Origin of the sequence: Pseudomonas sp. HN2-3, from assembly GCF_020691745.1 — a bacterium.
GTDB classification, from domain to species: domain Bacteria; phylum Pseudomonadota; class Gammaproteobacteria; order Pseudomonadales; family Pseudomonadaceae; genus Aquipseudomonas; species Aquipseudomonas capeferrum.
Genome location: NZ_CP085704.1, coordinates 2,926,843 through 2,942,904 on the forward strand (window position 1 = coordinate 2,926,843; position 16,062 = coordinate 2,942,904).

General features: G+C 59.2%; 23 protein-coding genes and 1 pseudogene. 18 read left to right on the forward strand and 6 right to left on the reverse strand.

Translation table 11 applies throughout. The annotated features are described in order from the left end of the window. Nucleotides 1–106 precede the first annotated feature (106 nt). On the forward strand, nt 107–322 hold the full coding sequence (locus LJX93_RS27365; protein ID WP_017849619.1) for a co-regulatory protein PtrA N-terminal domain-containing protein: 216 nt from the start codon (nt 107–109) through the stop codon (nt 320–322). A gap of 162 nt (nt 323–484) precedes the next feature. Here LJX93_RS27365 and merR (LJX93_RS13155) read toward each other — a convergent pair whose 3' ends face one another. Continuing rightward, nucleotides 485–925, reverse strand: coding sequence for an Hg(II)-responsive transcriptional regulator (gene merR / locus LJX93_RS13155; RefSeq protein ID WP_003131870.1), 441 nt, complete (start codon nt 923–925; stop codon nt 485–487). A gap of 71 nt (nt 926–996) precedes the next feature. On the opposite strand from merR (LJX93_RS13155), the gene merT (LJX93_RS13160) reads away from it, so the two are divergent. The 9 genes from merT (LJX93_RS13160) (at nt 997) to yidD (ending at nt 6,107) form a co-directional block, all read left to right on the forward strand. Further along, nucleotides 997–1,347, forward strand: coding sequence for a mercuric ion transporter MerT (gene merT / locus LJX93_RS13160; RefSeq protein ID WP_033869416.1), 351 nt, complete (start codon nt 997–999; stop codon nt 1,345–1,347). A gap of 13 nt (nt 1,348–1,360) precedes the next feature. Continuing rightward, complete coding sequence (merP, locus tag LJX93_RS13165; protein ID WP_003131872.1) at nt 1,361–1,636, forward strand: mercury resistance system periplasmic binding protein MerP; 276 nt, start codon at nt 1,361–1,363, stop codon at nt 1,634–1,636. A 71-nt stretch (nt 1,637–1,707) separates the two neighbouring features. Continuing rightward, entirely contained in the window at nt 1,708–3,393 is a 1,686-nt protein-coding gene (gene merA, locus LJX93_RS13170; protein WP_034036508.1) for a mercury(II) reductase, read from the forward strand. 35 nt (nt 3,394–3,428) lie between these two features. Then, nucleotides 3,429–4,082, forward strand: a complete 654-nt coding sequence (gene merG, locus LJX93_RS13175; RefSeq protein ID WP_033869423.1) for a phenylmercury resistance protein MerG — start codon at nt 3,429–3,431, stop codon at nt 4,080–4,082. Between the two features lie 83 nt (nt 4,083–4,165). Next, nucleotides 4,166–4,804 (forward strand): organomercurial lyase MerB, encoded by a 639-nt coding sequence (gene merB, locus LJX93_RS13180; protein ID WP_079384172.1) that lies wholly within the window; start codon nt 4,166–4,168, stop codon nt 4,802–4,804. Then, entirely contained in the window at nt 4,801–5,142 is a 342-nt protein-coding gene (gene merD, locus LJX93_RS13185; RefSeq protein ID WP_033869424.1) for a mercuric resistance transcriptional repressor MerD, read from the forward strand. The genes merB and merD (LJX93_RS13185) overlap by 4 nt, the downstream gene beginning before the upstream one ends. Continuing rightward, nucleotides 5,135–5,305, forward strand: coding sequence for a transcriptional repressor (locus tag LJX93_RS27500; protein WP_196484667.1), 171 nt, complete (start codon nt 5,135–5,137; stop codon nt 5,303–5,305). Before merD (LJX93_RS13185) ends, LJX93_RS27500 begins: the two co-directional genes overlap by 8 nt. Then, nucleotides 5,305–5,778, forward strand: a complete 474-nt coding sequence (gene hisI / locus LJX93_RS13195) for a phosphoribosyl-AMP cyclohydrolase (RefSeq protein ID WP_034389874.1) — start codon at nt 5,305–5,307, stop codon at nt 5,776–5,778. The genes LJX93_RS27500 and hisI overlap by 1 nt, the downstream gene beginning before the upstream one ends. After that, nucleotides 5,775–6,107, forward strand: a complete 333-nt coding sequence (gene yidD / locus LJX93_RS13200) for a membrane protein insertion efficiency factor YidD (protein ID WP_034389870.1) — start codon at nt 5,775–5,777, stop codon at nt 6,105–6,107. Before hisI ends, yidD begins: the two co-directional genes overlap by 4 nt. 3 nt (nt 6,108–6,110) lie before the next feature. On the opposite strand, the gene LJX93_RS13205 is transcribed toward yidD, so the two are convergent. The 3 genes and pseudogenes from LJX93_RS13205 to merR (LJX93_RS13215) form a co-directional block, all read right to left on the reverse strand. Further along, nucleotides 6,111–6,527, reverse strand: coding sequence for a SufE family protein (locus LJX93_RS13205; protein ID WP_033869425.1), 417 nt, complete (start codon nt 6,525–6,527; stop codon nt 6,111–6,113). A gap of 210 nt (nt 6,528–6,737) precedes the next feature. Beyond that, nucleotides 6,738–7,562, reverse strand: a pseudogene (locus LJX93_RS13210) (IS256 family transposase); the annotation flags it as partial. Between the two features lie 33 nt (nt 7,563–7,595). After that, nucleotides 7,596–8,069 (reverse strand): Hg(II)-responsive transcriptional regulator, encoded by a 474-nt coding sequence (gene merR / locus LJX93_RS13215; protein ID WP_023102386.1) that lies wholly within the window; start codon nt 8,067–8,069, stop codon nt 7,596–7,598. A gap of 52 nt (nt 8,070–8,121) precedes the next feature. Here merR (LJX93_RS13215) and merT (LJX93_RS13220) point away from each other — a divergent pair, with 52 nt between their 5' ends. The 8 genes from merT (LJX93_RS13220) (at nt 8,122) to LJX93_RS13255 (ending at nt 12,325) form a co-directional block, all read left to right on the forward strand. Continuing rightward, nucleotides 8,122–8,472: a mercuric ion transporter MerT gene (gene merT / locus LJX93_RS13220; RefSeq protein WP_023102385.1), complete on the forward strand. Its 351-nt coding sequence runs from the start codon at nt 8,122–8,124 to the stop codon at nt 8,470–8,472. A gap of 13 nt (nt 8,473–8,485) precedes the next feature. Continuing rightward, a complete protein-coding gene (merP, locus tag LJX93_RS13225; protein ID WP_003131880.1) occupies nt 8,486–8,764 on the forward strand; it encodes a mercury resistance system periplasmic binding protein MerP in 279 nt (92 codons plus the stop codon). A gap of 12 nt (nt 8,765–8,776) precedes the next feature. After that, the gene (gene merC / locus LJX93_RS13230; RefSeq protein ID WP_003131881.1) at nt 8,777–9,211 is read left to right on the forward strand and encodes an organomercurial transporter MerC; all 435 of its coding nucleotides are present in this window, start codon (nt 8,777–8,779) and stop codon (nt 9,209–9,211) included. 32 nt (nt 9,212–9,243) lie between these two features. Continuing rightward, nucleotides 9,244–10,923 (forward strand): mercury(II) reductase, encoded by a 1,680-nt coding sequence (gene merA, locus LJX93_RS13235; RefSeq protein WP_031633059.1) that lies wholly within the window; start codon nt 9,244–9,246, stop codon nt 10,921–10,923. A 20-nt stretch (nt 10,924–10,943) separates the two neighbouring features. Next, a complete protein-coding gene (locus tag LJX93_RS13240) occupies nt 10,944–11,363 on the forward strand; it encodes a hypothetical protein (RefSeq protein ID WP_017849615.1) in 420 nt (139 codons plus the stop codon). After that, entirely contained in the window at nt 11,360–11,722 is a 363-nt protein-coding gene (gene merD, locus LJX93_RS13245) for a mercuric resistance transcriptional repressor MerD (RefSeq protein WP_017849614.1), read from the forward strand. The genes LJX93_RS13240 and merD (LJX93_RS13245) overlap by 4 nt, the downstream gene beginning before the upstream one ends. Continuing rightward, nucleotides 11,715–11,951: a broad-spectrum mercury transporter MerE gene (gene merE / locus LJX93_RS13250; protein WP_017849613.1), complete on the forward strand. Its 237-nt coding sequence runs from the start codon at nt 11,715–11,717 to the stop codon at nt 11,949–11,951. The genes merD (LJX93_RS13245) and merE overlap by 8 nt, the downstream gene beginning before the upstream one ends. Nucleotides 11,952–12,112: 161 nt before the next feature. Then, nucleotides 12,113–12,325, forward strand: a complete 213-nt coding sequence (locus tag LJX93_RS13255) for a DUF3330 domain-containing protein (RefSeq protein ID WP_032805095.1) — start codon at nt 12,113–12,115, stop codon at nt 12,323–12,325. Between the two features lie 293 nt (nt 12,326–12,618). On the opposite strand, the gene tnpC is transcribed toward LJX93_RS13255, so the two are convergent. Further along, nucleotides 12,619–12,981 (reverse strand): Tn3 family transposase post-transcriptional regulator TnpC, encoded by a 363-nt coding sequence (gene tnpC / locus LJX93_RS13260; RefSeq protein WP_017849612.1) that lies wholly within the window; start codon nt 12,979–12,981, stop codon nt 12,619–12,621. Then, entirely contained in the window at nt 12,981–15,998 is a 3,018-nt protein-coding gene (locus LJX93_RS13265; RefSeq protein ID WP_033992796.1) for a Tn3 family transposase, read from the reverse strand. Before LJX93_RS13265 ends, tnpC begins: the two co-directional genes overlap by 1 nt. Between the last annotated feature and the right edge of the window lie 64 nt (nt 15,999–16,062).

The following is a 16,062-nucleotide window of genomic DNA, read 5'->3' on the forward strand; positions in this document are numbered from 1 at the left end:
TCAGCGCCATAATCCAGGACCTTCATCTCCTCTCTCCTTGATTCCGTACTTAACTACGGAGGTAGAGTTGAATCGTGGATCGAAAACCCGAGAGGAGATCGCCGTTATGAAACACCTAAGACTGCTGCTGGTAGTGGGTGCGACTCTGCTGTCATCCACCGTATGGGCCGAGGGCGGGAGCGACCGAGCGATTGAGCGAATTGCTGCACGCGAGAGGGCTGAAGCGACCCTGGTGGCGGAAACCGTCAAGGAGATTAAGCAACTGGGCCCCACGGCGGCAGGCCGTAGCGAAGCGCAGCCCGCCTGTCCGCCTGCAAAGTAGAGCCTGTGCTACTCGACCAGATGCAACGTGAGCCCACTCTGCTGAGGCGCGAGGGCAAATAGCAATACCAAACTGTGCCCTTTGCAAGTGCTCCTTTGGCCATTCAGCGGCGCTCATTGAGCGCCGCTTTTTTCTAAGCGCAAGCCGACCAACAGGGGCGCCTTACGCAACGGGAAATCCTCGGTTAACGCCCGAGTTGTCCCCATGCAGCGAAACGATCAGCGGACAGGAAACAGTCCCGTGGCTCGCACAACAGTCGTGAACCAGTTGCTCCAAAACTGACTCGATCCGTCGCAGATCCGCGAGCTTGCCACGCACATCCCCAAGCTTCTGCTCGGCGAGCACACGCGCTTCATCGCAGTGAGCACCGTCATCCAGCCTCAACAGCCCGGCCACTTCATCGAGGCTAAAGCCCAGCCGTTGCGCGGATTTAACGAATTTCACCCGGGCGACATCCGCCTCACCGTAACGGCGAATGCTGCCGTAGGGCTTGTCCGGTTCGGGTAACAGCGCCTTGCGTTGATAGAACCGGATGGTTTCCACGTTGACCCCGGCCGCCTTGGCGAAAGCGCCAATGGTCAGGCTTTCCAAATTGTTTTTCATACCGCTTGATTCCGTACATGACTACGGGACTAACCTTAAACCATCGATCAAATGCTCGAAAGGAGAAATGCATGTCTGAACCATCAAACGGGCGCGCCCCTCTTGTCGCCGGGGGGCTTGCGGCGATTCTCGCCTCGGCTTGCTGCCTGGGGCCGCTGGTTCTGATCGCCCTGGGGTTCAGCGGCGCTTGGATCGGCAACTTGACGGTGTTGGAACCTTATCGCCCGATCTTCATCGGCGCGGCGCTGGTTGCACTGTTCTTTGCCTGGCGGCGCATCGTCCGACCGACCGCAGCCTGCAAGCCGGGCGAGGTGTGCGCGATTCCGCAAGTGCGCACCACCTACAAGCTCATTTTCTGGTTCGTCGCCGTGTTGGTCTTGGTCGCGCTTGGTTTTCCCTACGTCATGCCATTTTTCTACTAACCAGGAGTTCATCATGAAAAAACTGTTTGCCTCCCTCGCTCTCGCCGCTTTCGTTGCCCCCGTGTTCGCCGCCACCCAGACCGTCACGCTGTCCGTACCGGGCATGACCTGCTCCACCTGCCCGATCACCGTCAAGAAGGCGATTTCCAAGGTCGAAGGCGTCAGCAAAGTTAACGTGACCTTCGAGACACGCGAAGCGGTTGTCACCTTCGATGATGCCAAGACCAGCGTGCAGAAGCTGACCAAGGCCACCGAAGACGCAGGCTATCCGTCCAGCGTCAAGAAGTGAGGCACTGAAAACGGCAGCGCAGCACATCTGACGCCCTTGTCTGCTACCACAAACGAAAAAGGATCTGTCGCATGACCCATCTAAAAATCACCGGCATGACCTGCGACTCGTGCGCGGCGCACGTCAAGGAAGCGCTGGAAAAAGTACCCGGCGTCCAATCTGCCATAGTGTCCTATGCCAAGGGCGCGGCCCAGCTCGCCCTTGATCCAGGCACAGCGCCGGACGCACTGACCGCCGCCGTGGCTGGCCTGGGCTACAAAGCGATGCTCGCCGATGCCCCGCCGACCGACAACCGCACTGGGCTGTTCGACAAGGTGCGCGGCTGGATGGGTGCCGCCGACAAGGGCAGCGGCGGCGAGCGCCCGTTGCAAGTCGCCGTGATCGGCAGCGGTGGAGCCGCGATGGCGGCAGCACTGAAGGCCGTCGAGCAAGGCGCGCAGGTCACGCTGATTGAGCGCGGCACCATCGGTGGCACCTGCGTCAACGTCGGTTGTGTGCCGTCCAAGATCATGATCCGCGCCGCCCACATCGCCCATCTGCGCCGGGAAAGCCCATTCGACGGCGGCATGCCACCCACACCGCCGACGATCTTGCGCGAGCGGCTGCTGGCCCAGCAGCAGGCCCGTGTCGAAGAACTCCGTCATGCCAAGTACGAAGGCATCCTGGACGGCAATTCAGCCATCACCGTTCTGCACGGTGAAGCGCGTTTCAAGGACGACCAGAGCCTTATCGTTAGTTTGAACGAGGGTGGTGAGCGCGTCGTGATGTTCGACCGCTGCCTGGTCGCCACGGGTGCCAGTCCGGCCATGCCGCCGATTCCGGGCCTGAAAGAGTCACCCTACTGGACTTCGACCGAGGCCTTGGTCAGCGACACCATTCCCGAACGCCTGGCCGTCATCGGCTCGTCGGTGGTGGCGCTGGAACTGGCGCAAGCCTTCGCCCGGCTGGGTAGCCAGGTCACGATCCTTGCGCGCAGCACGCTGTTCTTCCGCGAAGACCCTGCCATCGGCGAGGCCGTCACAGCCGCCTTCCGTGCCGAAGGAATCAAGGTACTGGAACATACGCAAGCCAGCCAAGTCGCCCATGTGGACGGCGAATTCGTGCTGACCACTGGACAGGGCGAAGTGCGCGCCGACAAGCTGCTGGTCGCCACCGGCCGGACACCGAACACGCGCAGCCTGGCATTGGAAGCGGCGGGGGTAGCCGTCAATGCGCAGGGGGCCATCGTCATCGACAAGGGCATGCGCACCAGTAGCCCGAACATCTACGCGGCCGGCGACTGCACCGACCAGCCGCAGTTCGTCTATGTGGCGGCAGCGGCCGGCACTCGTGCGGCCATTAACATGACCGGCGGCGACGCAACGCTCGATCTCGACGCTATGCCGGCAGTCGTGTTCACTGATCCGCAAGTTGCCACGGTTGGCTACAGTGAAGCAGAAGCCCAGCGCATCGGCCTGCAAACCGACAGTCGTACTCTCACGCTCGACAATGTGCCGCGTGCACTCGCCAACTTCGACACGCGCGGCTTTATCAAGCTTGTCGCTGAGGCTGGATCTGGACGCATTCTTGGGGTTCAGGCTGTAACACCGGAAGCAGGCGAGATCATCCAGACTGCCGCGATTGCCATCCGGGCTCGCATGACCGTCCAGGATCTTGCCAACCAACTTTTCACCTACCTCACCATGGTGGAAGGTCTCAAACTGGTGGCACAGACTTTCTCGAAGGATGTGACACAGCTATCGTGCTGTGCGGGCTAATCCAAGGACACGAAAAGAGCGACAGAGGAGTTTTTATGTTTTGCGATATTAGACTAACAGCACGTTGCACCCGTGCATGCTTAACCATTCTGTTGGCGGGTACTGCAGCGTTTGGCTTGTCAAACAATGCGCTGGCGGCCTACGACTTTTCTAAGCTGGGAGCAGCGATCGAAACATTGGCGCCGGAGACCGTCGACGGCTGGGAAAAGAAAGCGAGGGCGGGCGATGCCATGGCGCAGAACATCATGGGTCTTGCCTACAAATGCGGTATGGGCGTAAAACAAGACCATGCTGCATCGATCCAGTGGTTTCGCAGGGCGGCCGAGCAGGGTGAAGCTGATGCGCAGTTCAACCTGGGGCGCCTCTACGCAAGCGAAGTCGACGGTATGTATAAGAAAGGGCGTGCGGCTCCTGCCGACGATGCACAGGCGTTCAAGTGGTACCGCCTCTCTGCCGAGCAGGGACACACGCAGGCTCAAGTCAGGCTGGCTCAACTGTTTGCGAAGGGGCTCGGTGAGGTCGCGCGCGACCAGGTTCAGGCCTACAAGTGGATGAGTCTGGCAGCAGCGTCAGGAGAACCAACGGCAGCAAAAGTCATTGCCGACTATGCGGCTCAAATGAAGCCCGAACAGGTGCAGCAAGCGCAATTGCTGGTCCAGGAATGGAAACGCCGGCAAAGCGCACGCTGACGTGATCTTTGAAAAGCGCGGCATGTAATCGCCAAGGGTGGGTTTATGCCGCGTAACCGCTGCTTGGATGTTGGAGGTGGAAATTGGACAAGACTATATATTCCAAAAAGATTGCCGAGAGCCTCTCATCTGGCAATCATCCAGAAGAGTTCGCAACCCTCTTCGTCACCCTGCTTCGTCAGCTTGTGATGGGAAGGCCTGTGTCACGCGAAGCGCTCGGCACCGCACTCGGATGGTCTGGGCAGAGGGTTGCAACTGTACTTGAGCCGGCGCCCGGTACCGAATATGACGAGCAGGGCAATATCATTGGACTGGTCCTGACGCTACGCGAAACCCCTCACGTTTTTGAAGTGGATGGCCGCCGTTTATACACCTGGTGTGCGCTCGACACCTTGATGTTTCCCGCTTTGATTGGCAAAACAGCCCGTGTCACGTCGCGCTGTGCTGCCACCGGCAGGCCGATTACGCTCACAGTTGCGCCAGAAGCAGTGCTTCAGGTTGAACCGGCGGAAACAATGGTGTCTCTGCTAACGCCGGATGCTTCACCCGACATTCGCTGTTCCTTTTGCTGTCATGTGCATTTTTTTGCATCGCCTTCTGTTGCAAATGCATGGGCTTCGACGCACCCGGGGATAGAGCTCGTGCCTGTCGAGAATGCATTCGGTCTCGGACATCTGATCGCGCATAAGCTGTTAGAAGACAGCGAGCGAAACACGGCATGAATGCCTACTCGATTTCGAAGCTTGCTGAAGATGCAGGCGTAAGCGTGCATGTTGTGCGCGACTACTTGATGCGCGGGTTGTTGCATCCCGCCTGGCGAACCGAAGGTGGCTACAACGTTTTCGATGCCAAAACACTGGAACGGTTGCGTTTCCTGCGCGTGGCCTTCGAGTCGGGACCCAGGCTCGACGAGTTAACGCGACTTTGCAGGGCGTTGGATGCAGGCGATAGCAAGTGCGTACACGGATGTGTCGAGCAACTGCGTCGGAAGATCGATGTGCGCCGAAAAGAGCTGATGGTGATCGAGACCTCTTTAGGCGAGTTGGCGTCCAGTGCATAACCTCACTATCTGTCGCCAGTGCGGCTACGTCGAAGAGCTGCACCTTGATGAAATTAGCGATCAGCTTGCCGCCCTGGCCCAGCGCCAAGGCTTCAACGTTGAGCGCCAAACGATTGAGCTTCAGGGCTTATGTCAAGCATGCCGATCCGTGAGTAATGCCTAATGTCCCAATTTGATGAACTCGCCCCTCAACAGCTTTTTAAGGCGTTAGAGTCAGCGACCACAACAGCTTCCCTGCCCAAGCTTGCAACGCTACTAGATGCCATTCGCTTTAATGAAGACGGCCTGATTCCCGCCATTGCCCAGCAACATGATACGGGCGAAGTACTGATGATGGCGTGGATGAACCGAGAAGCCCTGGAAGAGACGTTAACAACGCAGCGAGTTTGCTACTTCTCACGCTCGCGCCAAAAGCTATGGCGCAAAGGTGAGACATCAGGACAGCAACAGCGCCTTAAAAGCGCAGCGCTAGATTGCGATGGTGATACGCTGCTGGTTCAGGTGGAGCAAACTGGTCCCGCGTGCCATTCCGGCCGTCGCAGCTGCTTTTATGTGTCGCTCGGTGCAGACAGCGCCAAGATTACCAGCGAGCCGCTGATTGATCCGGCCACGCTATACGGTAAAAAAGCGCCGTGAAAAATTGGCTGTTCGCCATTAAACAGGTTTTTCTTAAGCTGCTAACAGCAGTGATGGTGGGCTGTATTCGCGTTTACCAATACACCATCAGCCCACTGCTTGGCCCTCGCTGCCGCTTCTGGCCAAGCTGCTCTTCCTATACCATCGAGGCCATCCAGGTGCACGGCCCTTTCAAAGGCGGCTGGATGGCTGTCAAACGCATCGTGAAATGCCACCCAGGCAGCCCAGGCGGCATGGATCCGGTGCCCGGTGGGCGCAGCGAAGCGCTCTGCCGTGAAAATGACGACCGCCCTACTGAGCGTTGCCGCTCAACCTTCTGCCGCCACTAACGTTTATCCTTGCTTAGCCACCTGATAGATACGCTCTAACATGGCGTGCAGGCCGTTACTGCGCGTGGGTGAAAGGTGCTTATCAAGCCCGAGATCTTTCAAGAAATGCGGCTCGGTCTGATTGATCTCTTCGGCTGTGCGCTCACTATAGATACGCAGCAATACGGCAATTAACCCTGATACGATGGCAGCATCCGATGTAGCCTTGAACACCAGTTTGTCGCCTGCCTGTTCATGGCACGTCCACACGTTGGATTGGCAGCCTTGGATTTTATATTCTTCCGTACGACGCTCCTCCGGAAAGTCAGGCAGCTGCTTTCCCATATCAATAATGTACTGATAACGGTCCATCCAGTTATCAAACATCTCAAACTCTTCGACCAGCTCCTGTTGGGCTAGCTCTGCGCCTGAAGTTGCCATGGCGTATCCTTTGCGTTGATGAATCACAGTCGCGGCTATTATAACGTTTCAGCCCCTGCTTTTGGGGGCGTTTTCAAGCGGTGGCGCTGCTGCTCTTGATGCCACTCATCGGCTTCGGTGTGCAAATAACGGCTGGTGGTATCTAGCTTGGCATGGCGAGCGCTTTCCGCTAAGTAACGCGAGTTATTGTCAAATTCTGTGTATGGCCGGTCAGGCGGCAGTCCTGTCTGACTGATCGGTCAAGGGTTCGCCGTCCTTGAACTGGACGTTGTTCACGACCAGCTCCAGCTTGTTGAACCCCTTGATCCGCTTCCAGCGCTTCTGGGCGCTCTGAAGCAGCTTGAAGACCATCGCCAGGGTCGTCGCTCTGGAGCCGCAGTTCCGGCTGCGCTTGCTCCGCAGGCGGACCGTGGCGAAGGTCGACTCGATCGGGTTGGTGGTGCGGATATGCACCCAGTGTTCTGCCGGGTAGTCATAGAACGCCAGCAGCTCCTCCCGATCCTTGGCCAGGCACTCCATGGCTCTGGGGTACTTGGCCTCGAAGCGTTTCACCGTGCGATCGAAAGCCTTGTGCGCCTCATCGCGGGTCTCGGCCATCCAGATCTCATGGAGGTCGGCCTTGACCTTGGGCTGCACGGATTTCGGCAGTTTATTCAATACGTTGGCAGTCTTATGGACCCAGCAGCGCTGGTGCTCGGTCTCTGGATAGACCTTGCTCAACGCCGCCCAGAAGCCCATGGCGCCGTCGCCAACCGCTAGCTTGGGGGCCGTCGTCAGCCCGCGCTCGCGTAGCCCCGTGAGCAGCTCTTTCCAGCTGGCCTCTGACTCACGCTGCCCATCCTCGACGACGACCAACTCCTTGCGGCCCTGCTCAGTGACGCCGATGATCACCAGCAGACACAGACGGTCATCCATGCGCACGTTGCTGTACACGCCGTCTGCCCACCAGTAGACGTAGCGCTGCTCTGATAAGCCCCGCTTCTGCCACTCGGCGTGCTCAGCCTCCCACTGCTTCTTGAGCCGCGACACAGTATTGGGGTCGTCTCAGAATTCGGAAAATAAAGCACGCTAAGGCGTAGTCACCCCGTGACTCCCCCGCGCCGATGCAGCGAGCTTCGTTCCGTCTTGCAGTGACGCAATCAGCGGGCAGGAAACGTTCCCTTTCCGCGCATGGCAGGCGCACACCAGTTCAGACAGCACGGCCTCCATGCGTGCCAAGTCGGCCATCTTCTCGCGCACATCCTTGAGCTTGTGCTCGGCCAGGCCGCTGGCTTCCTCGCAATGGGTGCCATCCTCCAGCCGCAGTAGCTCGGCGATTTCGTCCAGGCTAAAGCCCAGCCGCTGGGTCGATTTCACGAACCGCACTCGTGTTACATCCGCCTCGCCATAGCGGCGAATGCTGCCATAGGGCTTGTCTGGCTCCGGCAGCAGGCCCTTGCGCTGGTAGAACCGGATGGTCTCCACATTGACCCCGGCCGCCTTGGCAAAAACGCCAATGGTCAGATTCTCCAAATTTTTTCCATATCGCTTGACTCCGTACATAACTACGGAAGTAAGCTTAAGCTATCCAAACCAAATTTGAAAGGGCAAGCGTATGTCTGAACCTCAAAACGGGCGCGGGGCGCTCTTCACTGGCGGGCTAGCCGCCATCCTCGCCTCGGCTTGCTGCCTGGGGCCGCTGGTTCTGATCGCCCTGGGATTCAGCGGGGCCTGGATCGGTAACCTGACCGTGCTGGAACCGTACCGCCCGCTCTTCATCGGCGCGGCACTGGTGGCGCTGTTCTTCGCCTACCGGCGCATTTTCCGCCCCGCTCAAGCCTGCGCACCGGGCGAGGTCTGCGCCATCCCTCAGGTACGTACCTCCTACAAGCTGCTGTACTGGCTGGTGGCGGCCTTGGTGCTGGTCGCGCTCGGCTTCCCCTACATCCTTCCCTTGTTCTACTGATCAGGAGTTCACCATGAGAAAACTGCTCGCATCCTTAGCCCTCGCCAGCCTGGTCGCCACACCCGTCTGGGCGGCCACGCAGACCGTCACCCTGGCGGTGCCGGGCATGACCTGCGCCGCCTGCCCGATTACGGTGAAGACGGCGTTGACCAAGGTCGATGGCGTGACCAAGGCTGAGGTGAGTTTCGAGAACCGCGAGGCCATCGTCACCTTCGACGATACCAAGACCAATGCCCTGGCGCTGACTAAGGCGACCGAGGACGCTGGCTATCCGTCCAGCGTCAAGCAATAGGAGGGACTTCCGATGGCAAATCCTCTCAATCTGTTCACGCGGATCGGTGACAAAGCCGGCTCCGTCGGCGTGCTGATTTCTGCCATAGGCTGCGCCATGTGCTTTCCCGCCCTTGCTAGTCTGGGGGCCGCGTTCGGTCTGGGCTTTTTGAGCCAGTGGGAAGGCCTGTTCATCACCACGCTGCTGCCTCTGTTTGCTGGACTGGCTCTGCTCGTCAATGCCCTCGGCTGGCTCAATCATCGGCAGTGGCGACGGACTGCGCTCGGCCTGATCGGTCCTACCCTGGTACTGGCAGCGGTATTTTTTATGCGGGCTTATGGCTGGCGGAGCGGTTGGCTGCTCTATATCGGCCTGGCCCTCATGTTTGGGGTGTCGATATGGGATCTCGTGTCGCCCGCTCATCGCCGTTGTGGGCCGGATGCCTGTCCGACGCCGCCAAACCAGTGAACCTGACAAGAGACGATCTAATGAGTAACGAAATGACCGAACTGAAAATCATTGGTATGACCTGCGCCTCCTGTGTCGTGCATGTGAAAGAGGCCTTGGAGAAGATTCCGGGCGTGCATCGGGCGGATGTTTCCTACGCCAGCGGGAAGGCCGAACTGAAGGTCGACGAGGGCGCAAGCCGTGAGCAGATGCAGGCCGCTGTCGAGGCCCTGGGGTATCGAGCGGCGTTCGAAGACGCCATGGTACAAGCCCGTCCTGGCCTGCTCGATAAGGCACGGGGTTGGTTGAGCAGCACTGACGCCGGGAAAGAGGGCGACAAGCTCCACGTCGCGGTCATCGGCAGTGGTGGCGCCGCCATGGCGGCCGCGCTCAAGGCGGTGGAAGGCGGTGCCCGCGTCACCCTGATCGAGCGCGGCATCATCGGCGGCACCTGCGTCAACGTGGGCTGCGTGCCCTCCAAGATCATGATTCGTGCCGCGCATGTGGCCCATCTGCGCCGCGAGAGCCCGTTCGACGCCGGGCTTTCCGCCATGACGCCGACCGTCCTACGCGAACGTCTGCTCGCGCAGCAACAAGACCGTGTCGCCGAACTGCGCCACGCCAAGTACGAAAGCATCCTGGAGAGCACGCCGGCGATCAGCGTGCTGCGCGGCACCGCCCGTTTCCAGGACGGCCACACGCTCAGCGTGAAACTGGCCGAGGGTGGCGAGCACATCGTAGCCTTCGACCGCTGCCTGGTCGCCACCGGCGCAAGCGCGGCCGTTCCACCGATTCCAGGACTGAAAGACACGCCGTACTGGACCTCAGACCAGGCACTGGCGAGCGATACAATCCCTAAGCGGCTCGCCGTGATCGGCGCCTCCGTAGTGGCAGTGGAACTGGCGCAGGCCTTCGCCCGGCTGGGTAGCGAGGTCACGATCCTGGCACGCAGTGCGATGTTCTTCCACGAAGACCCGGCCATCGGCGCGGCGGTGACGGAGGCCTTCCGTATGGAGGGCATCGAAGTGCTGGAGCAAACGCAAGCCAGCCAGGTGTCCCACGCCAACGGCGAGTTCGTACTGGCCACCAACCATGGTGAGTTACGTGCCGACCAACTGCTCGTCGCCACCGGCCGCACGCCCAATACCCAGGGCCTGAACCTGGAAGCGGCCGACGTGCAGCTGGACGAGCGCGGCGGCATCCAGATCGACGAGCGCATGCGCACCAGCGCAGCGGATATCTATGCGGCCGGCGACTGCACCGACCAACCGCAGTTCGTCTACGTCGCGGCAGCGGCTGGCACCCGCGCGGCAATCAACATGACCGGCGGCGAGGCCAAGCTCAATCTCGACGTCATGCCGGCCGTGGTGTTCACCGATCCGCAAGTGGCCACCGTCGGCTACAGCGAAGCCGAAGCGCAGCACGCCGGGATCGAAACCGACAGCCGCACCTTGACCCTGGACAACGTGCCGCGCGCGTTGGCCAACTTCGACACGCGGGGTTTCATCAAGTTGGTTGCCGAAGCGGGCTCCGGCCGACTGCTGGGAGTGCAGGCTGTGGCCCCGGAAGCAGGAGAACTGATCCAGACGGCGGTACTCGCCATCCGCAACCGTATGACCGTGCAGGAATTGGCTGACCAGTTGTTCCCCTACCTGACGATGGTCGAGGGACTGAAACTCGCCGCACAGACCTTTAACAAAGACGTCAAACAATTGTCCTGCTGCGCAGGGTAATGAGAGAGGGAGGTTGAAACATGAGCAACACGGCAGACGATCTCGGTAGGTGCGACAGCCTACGCAAGACATGGCAGTTGGTCAGCTTCTGGGGCCTGCCTGCCGTCGTGGCGACGATAGCGATTGTTCTGTCTAATCGACGCCCCGCGTTGTTCCTGGCAGCAGGCGCCGCGCTGGCCGTGATGGGCGGCGCCTGCCTGGTCAACGCCACGCGTTGTCGCCGCCTTCACTGCTACATAACGGGGCCTCACTTCCTGTTGCTCGCAGTTGGTGCGCTATTGGCTTATGTGTTTGACCAAAACGGCGAGCATCTCTCCAGGTTGTGGCTGCTACTGGCTCTGGGAGCTGCACCGTTGCTCATCTGGCTACCTGAGCGCCTAGCCGGAAGGAAATATCTGAGCGCCCCAGTTTGCGGTGAAGGTCGGGAGTGTCGGCGATGAATGCCTACTCCATATCCAGATTGGCCGAGGACGCGGGCGTCAGTGTCCATATAGTCCGAGATTATATGCTGCGCGGCTTGCTGCACCCCGCGCGGCGCACGGAAAGCGGTTACGGCATTTTCGATGAGCGGTCCCTGGCGCGGCTGTGCTTCGTACGTGCCGCCTTTGAGTCCGGTATCGGGCTCGACGAATTGGCGCGGCTCTGTCGAGCGCTCGATGCAGACGATAGTACCGATGTGATCGGGTGTATCGACCGCTTGCTTGGGCAAATCGCGACCCGGCTGGCAGCTTTAGACGCAGTGAAAACGGAGTTGGCCGGGCTGACTCATCGTGCCATCGAAGGTCACACCCATGCGTAATACCAACCAATCCGAATCAATCAAGATGCCCCGCTGGCACGCCTACACGTGGGGTGTGCTCGCCGCGCTCACTTGCCCCTGCCATCTGCCGGTGCTGGCATTACTGCTCTCGGGGACTGCGGCCGGGGCCTTCGTCAGCGAGCATTGGAGCCTCGCGACGCTCGTGCTGACGGTTCTCTTCGTCCTCTTCCTGAGAGCGGCTCTACGGGCCTTTCGGAAGCGGGCGTGACCCGCTCGGAGCACGGCGCGGTCTCCGCTGCCGAGTTGCGGCAGGCTTGGGAGCGTTGGGAATTGTTGCTGCACTGCCAGCCGCAGGTCGATCTGCGCGCAGGTTCGATCGCAGGTGTGGAAGAGTTACTAGGTTTTCTTGGACGATGGAGAAACCCCATCATGAACGCAAACGACACCCCCACTATCAGTTGCTGCGAATGTTGCAAGGAAATTTCCCTTGACGCCGCACTGACGCCGGAAGGTACCGAGTACGTCGTGCACTTCTGTGGCCTTGAATGCTATCAGCGCTTCATATCGCGCGCGGATAAGAGAGCGGCATCCGAGCCTGATCACCCCTGCACACCAGAGGTCAGTACCCGTCACGACGACTAATCTTTGCCTCTGGAAAGTGGCTCTGGTTTTTTTTAGAAAGCGTGAGTCCATTGAGATTTAATGCAAGTCCGCTCGTGGCTAATGTAAGCCCGAAGGCTTCGTCAGTAGTTTTATCTAGGCCGATGCCCGGGAGGATGGCAGCGTGCCTACAGGGCGTCAAAACCGGCTACCCAGAGTCAAATTCACCCCACAGTACAGCGATGCTATAGAGTTACTCGTCAGTCCTGCAGCATCAGTTTTACTCTGCACCTCCATTGTATTCAGTCTGCCGGCAGCCCATTTGCACGAATAGTCTAGTCCTGATAGTCAGGAGCAAGCGCTGCCAAAGGAGCAACGTGTTTAGAACCCGCCTGCAAGCATGAACATAAAGCAGAAATATCCTCTTGAAGGGCCATCGCCTGCGCCCAAATACTGTCGACATCACTGGTAGCCACAGTGAGGGGGAAACCTTCCAGTACCGTCATGGCCATGCCATGCAGGCGTAGGAAGTCTTCTCGAATGCTGCCGACCCCTCCGATTTCAGCAAGGCAGGCATCCAGCCGGTCGACCAAGTTGAGCAACTGAGCGGTGTCGTAGCTTGCACGCAGAGAGTCGAGTACCTTGGTATCGACGTCCCCATAAGGTGTCACGCGGAACGAAGCTGGCGGGATATGCATCAGTTCGTCACCTCAACGTTGCTGTCAGACATCTGTTTCGCACGCATTGATCCCGCAGCCTGCTGGAAAATGGAATCCTTGATCCAGGGTTCCGGTGGGCGTTTGAGTTTCAGGTTGAACTCCCCAAAACGTTTGACATTGCTGGTTAGGTAGGGGCTGAGAAACGATACGTCGTCGTCAGTGAACTGCCAGCCATCACGGGCGAGCTTCTGCAGGATGCGCATCATGTCCACGGTGTTCTGCAGGATCACCGACGAGGCCACCATGTCGTTGTAGCGCAGGCGTTTCTGTTGCTCGTCCGGATCGTTTTCGGCGATCACGTCACCGCCAAAGGACAGCCACTTAGAGAAGCCGTTGTAGGACTCGATCTTATTGGTGTTGGCGGTGACTTCCTGGCGCAACTCGCGGCTGCCGATCCAGTTGAGTAGGAAGATCGTCCGGATCACGCTGCCCAGCGCTTGCGCGGCATGATAGAGCTTGTTGCGCCGACTGTAGGAGCCAAGTTTGCGCAGCAGCATAGGTGAGGAAATCTTGCCGGCCTGGATTGACAACGCGACCTGCATCAGATCCTGCCAGTGGGTTTCGATCAGGTGCCAGTCGGCGGTGTCGGTGAACAGACGGTTGATGTGTTTATACGAAACGCCGCGATCTGGCCGGCACATCACCAGGTCGCGCCAGTTGCGGATACGCGGCATCAGATTGATGCCCAGCAGATGAGTGAAGGCGAACACCGTGGCCGACTGGCCCTGGGTGTCAGAGTACACCGTATCGGGTTCGACGCTGAGGTCGACCTTGAGCAACCCCTCAATCACATAGATTGCCTCCCAGATACCAGGCGGGATGAAGTGCTGGAACACCGCGATGTAGTTATTGGCCACGTGTCGGTACGCCACGGCCCCCATCTTGCGATAGCGGAAGTGGTAGCCGGCCAGCAGATTGTCGTCATAGAAGTCGAACTGCGTACCGTCCGCGGCCACCGCCTTGCCATCGCCCCAGAGCTTGGGCAGGTCAAGTTGCAGATAGAGTTCCACCAGCTCGCGGTTAGCCTTGTCTAACTTCTCAAGCGAGAGATGGCGGCGATTCGTATAGGACAGCATGTGCGGCGTGACATTACCGGCCAGATGCCGTGCGGCCTGGTTGGGGCCAAGGTTGCAGCCCATGGCGAAGATCGTCATCAGGTAGCGCTCGGCCGGTTCTTTGAGCTTTGGCTCGTTGCCGGACATCGGCCCGAAATGCCGAGTGAACTGAATCCAATGCTCAATGTTGGCCATGATGTCGAGCACGTGCCTGGCCGGCATGCGCTGCATAAGCGCCGTCTGTAGCGAGATGGCCGAAGGCGGGATGTCCCGCGCTATCACTCGGCGTAGCACCGGTTCGCCGGCTTCATTGATCGATACGTCACCTCGGCAAGAAGGGAATTTTTCATCCAGATGCTGCGCGGTTTCCTCCAGCTGAATCTTGAGGGAGGCGACAAACTCCTTCGCCGTGCCAGGCAGCCCCACCTTTTCGCAGTAGGCCGGTAGACGATGGAAACATTCTTCCCAGGGCAGCAACTGCTTACGGTAGTCGGCGAAAGATTCCGACCCCAGCACGCACATATCACCCGAGCGCAGCTCACTGGCCAGGTAAGAGAACACGCAGACTTCCAGATAGCGCCGGTTGGTAGGTGGCCCTTCACTGGCAGGACGACGCACGACCTTAACCCAGCGCTCCGACGCAAACGACAAGTCGACATGCTCGTCGATCCACTCGCGGTGTAGATTTTCGCTGTCCTGGATGAGCTGAAGCGCCTGGATAAGTGAGCGATCCTGAGTCGTGGGTTCCAGTTGAAGAAGGTGGCTCAGACGGAACAACAGCGAGCGATGGGACTTGAAGTGCTTCCAGATCAGCGGCAGGTAGTTGTTACCGCCCGTAGCCTGGACTTCGGCGCAAGTCTCGCGCAACCGATCCAGGTTGCCATCGGGAGAGAGGAATTCCCGGATCAGACTGCCAGCCTCCTGGTCATCCGGTTCCTGAACAAGAATCTGCACCACGCCATCCAGGGTGGCCGCCAGTTGCTCCAGCTTCTGGCGTTGCCGCGCCTGGATTTGCTCCAACTCCTCCTTGGCGCGTTTGTGGATCGTCGAAATCCGTCGGATGAACATCTCGGCCAGGTGATCCCGAGTTCGCACCCGCATCCGATAGATCAAGGCCAGCATCAGTGTGTAGCGTTTCGGCAGCGAGCAGTCCTTCAGCTCGGCGACGTCCGACGCGGCGGCTTGGGTGGCGAAGTGGCGGATCTTAGCATCGATGACCCCCTCAAGAATGGCATCCAGATCTCCGAAGCTCTCTAACCACGCCAGGTGGTCGATCAACACCTCCAGGTGCTTGCGGGAAGGCTTCTTGGGTGCCTGCTTGAGTGCGTTGAAGTCACTCTGCCGACGCCCGAAATCCGTGTCGAGCAGCTCCTTTAGCTTGTAGATCACCTCGATTGGCGCTCGGAGCACGATCAGGTTGAAGGTAACTTCCTGAGCACTCGCCAAAGCGGTTTCTGCGATGTTGTTGAGCGTCGAATAAGCCGGAAGCTCATAGCCACGCTGAATCAGCTCATCAAGCATGGCATTAATGAGATCGACTCGCTGCTCAAGCACTACAGCGCAGTCACGTGCGATTTCCTCAGTGATCGCTAGCCCGTCGCTGCTATAGAAGGGTGTAACCTGCAGGTACTGCCGAACCGCCGCTTGGTGTCGGTAAAGGGTGCGGGGGTTGCTGTAGCGCGGAGCTATTCGTGCGCCGTAGCGAAGGCATTGTCGGACATGACTGATGAGCTCCTGAGGAAGCTCCTCGAACGGAACAAAATAGTGTAGCTGCTGAAACACCTTTAGTTGGATTGCCAGCCCAATCGATAGCGCTGGACTCTTAGCGGTGTTATTGACCCATTCGATCTCTGAATCAGACAGGGAATAGCATCGATGCAGCTCCTTAGCTGGCAACTGACTGGGCAAGAGCGGGTAGGCTGTCCTTTCCACCGAAGCCATTGAGTTCATCCCCCAAGTAAGGCAAAACATCAGCATAGACGGCTAGTCAGGCGGGGGATGACCA

What these genes read in the sequence shown, in the direction of transcription:
- LJX93_RS27365 (WP_017849619.1), top strand. Translation starts at nt 107, where the DNA reads ATGAAACACCTAAGACTGCTGCTGGTAGTGGGTGCGACTCTGCTGTCA.
- merR (WP_003131870.1), bottom strand. Translation starts at nt 925, where the DNA reads ATGAAAAACAATTTGGAAAGCCTGACCATTGGCGCTTTCGCCAAGGCG.
- merT (WP_033869416.1), top strand. Translation starts at nt 997, where the DNA reads ATGTCTGAACCATCAAACGGGCGCGCCCCTCTTGTCGCCGGGGGGCTT.
- merP (WP_003131872.1), top strand. Translation starts at nt 1,361, where the DNA reads ATGAAAAAACTGTTTGCCTCCCTCGCTCTCGCCGCTTTCGTTGCCCCC.
- merA (WP_034036508.1), top strand. Translation starts at nt 1,708, where the DNA reads ATGACCCATCTAAAAATCACCGGCATGACCTGCGACTCGTGCGCGGCG.
- merG (WP_033869423.1), top strand. Translation starts at nt 3,429, where the DNA reads ATGTTTTGCGATATTAGACTAACAGCACGTTGCACCCGTGCATGCTTA.
- merD (WP_033869424.1), top strand. Translation starts at nt 4,801, where the DNA reads ATGAATGCCTACTCGATTTCGAAGCTTGCTGAAGATGCAGGCGTAAGC.
- hisI (WP_034389874.1), top strand. Translation starts at nt 5,305, where the DNA reads ATGTCCCAATTTGATGAACTCGCCCCTCAACAGCTTTTTAAGGCGTTA.
- LJX93_RS13205 (WP_033869425.1), bottom strand. Translation starts at nt 6,527, where the DNA reads ATGGCAACTTCAGGCGCAGAGCTAGCCCAACAGGAGCTGGTCGAAGAG.
- merR (WP_023102386.1), bottom strand. Translation starts at nt 8,069, where the DNA reads ATGTACGGAGTCAAGCGATATGGAAAAAATTTGGAGAATCTGACCATT.
- merT (WP_023102385.1), top strand. Translation starts at nt 8,122, where the DNA reads ATGTCTGAACCTCAAAACGGGCGCGGGGCGCTCTTCACTGGCGGGCTA.
- merP (WP_003131880.1), top strand. Translation starts at nt 8,486, where the DNA reads ATGAGAAAACTGCTCGCATCCTTAGCCCTCGCCAGCCTGGTCGCCACA.
- merC (WP_003131881.1), top strand. Translation starts at nt 8,777, where the DNA reads ATGGCAAATCCTCTCAATCTGTTCACGCGGATCGGTGACAAAGCCGGC.
- merA (WP_031633059.1), top strand. Translation starts at nt 9,244, where the DNA reads ATGACCGAACTGAAAATCATTGGTATGACCTGCGCCTCCTGTGTCGTG.
- LJX93_RS13240 (WP_017849615.1), top strand. Translation starts at nt 10,944, where the DNA reads ATGAGCAACACGGCAGACGATCTCGGTAGGTGCGACAGCCTACGCAAG.
- merD (WP_017849614.1), top strand. Translation starts at nt 11,360, where the DNA reads ATGAATGCCTACTCCATATCCAGATTGGCCGAGGACGCGGGCGTCAGT.
- merE (WP_017849613.1), top strand. Translation starts at nt 11,715, where the DNA reads ATGCGTAATACCAACCAATCCGAATCAATCAAGATGCCCCGCTGGCAC.
- LJX93_RS13255 (WP_032805095.1), top strand. Translation starts at nt 12,113, where the DNA reads ATGAACGCAAACGACACCCCCACTATCAGTTGCTGCGAATGTTGCAAG.
- tnpC (WP_017849612.1), bottom strand. Translation starts at nt 12,981, where the DNA reads ATGCATATCCCGCCAGCTTCGTTCCGCGTGACACCTTATGGGGACGTC.
- LJX93_RS13265 (WP_033992796.1), bottom strand. Translation starts at nt 15,998, where the DNA reads ATGGCTTCGGTGGAAAGGACAGCCTACCCGCTCTTGCCCAGTCAGTTG.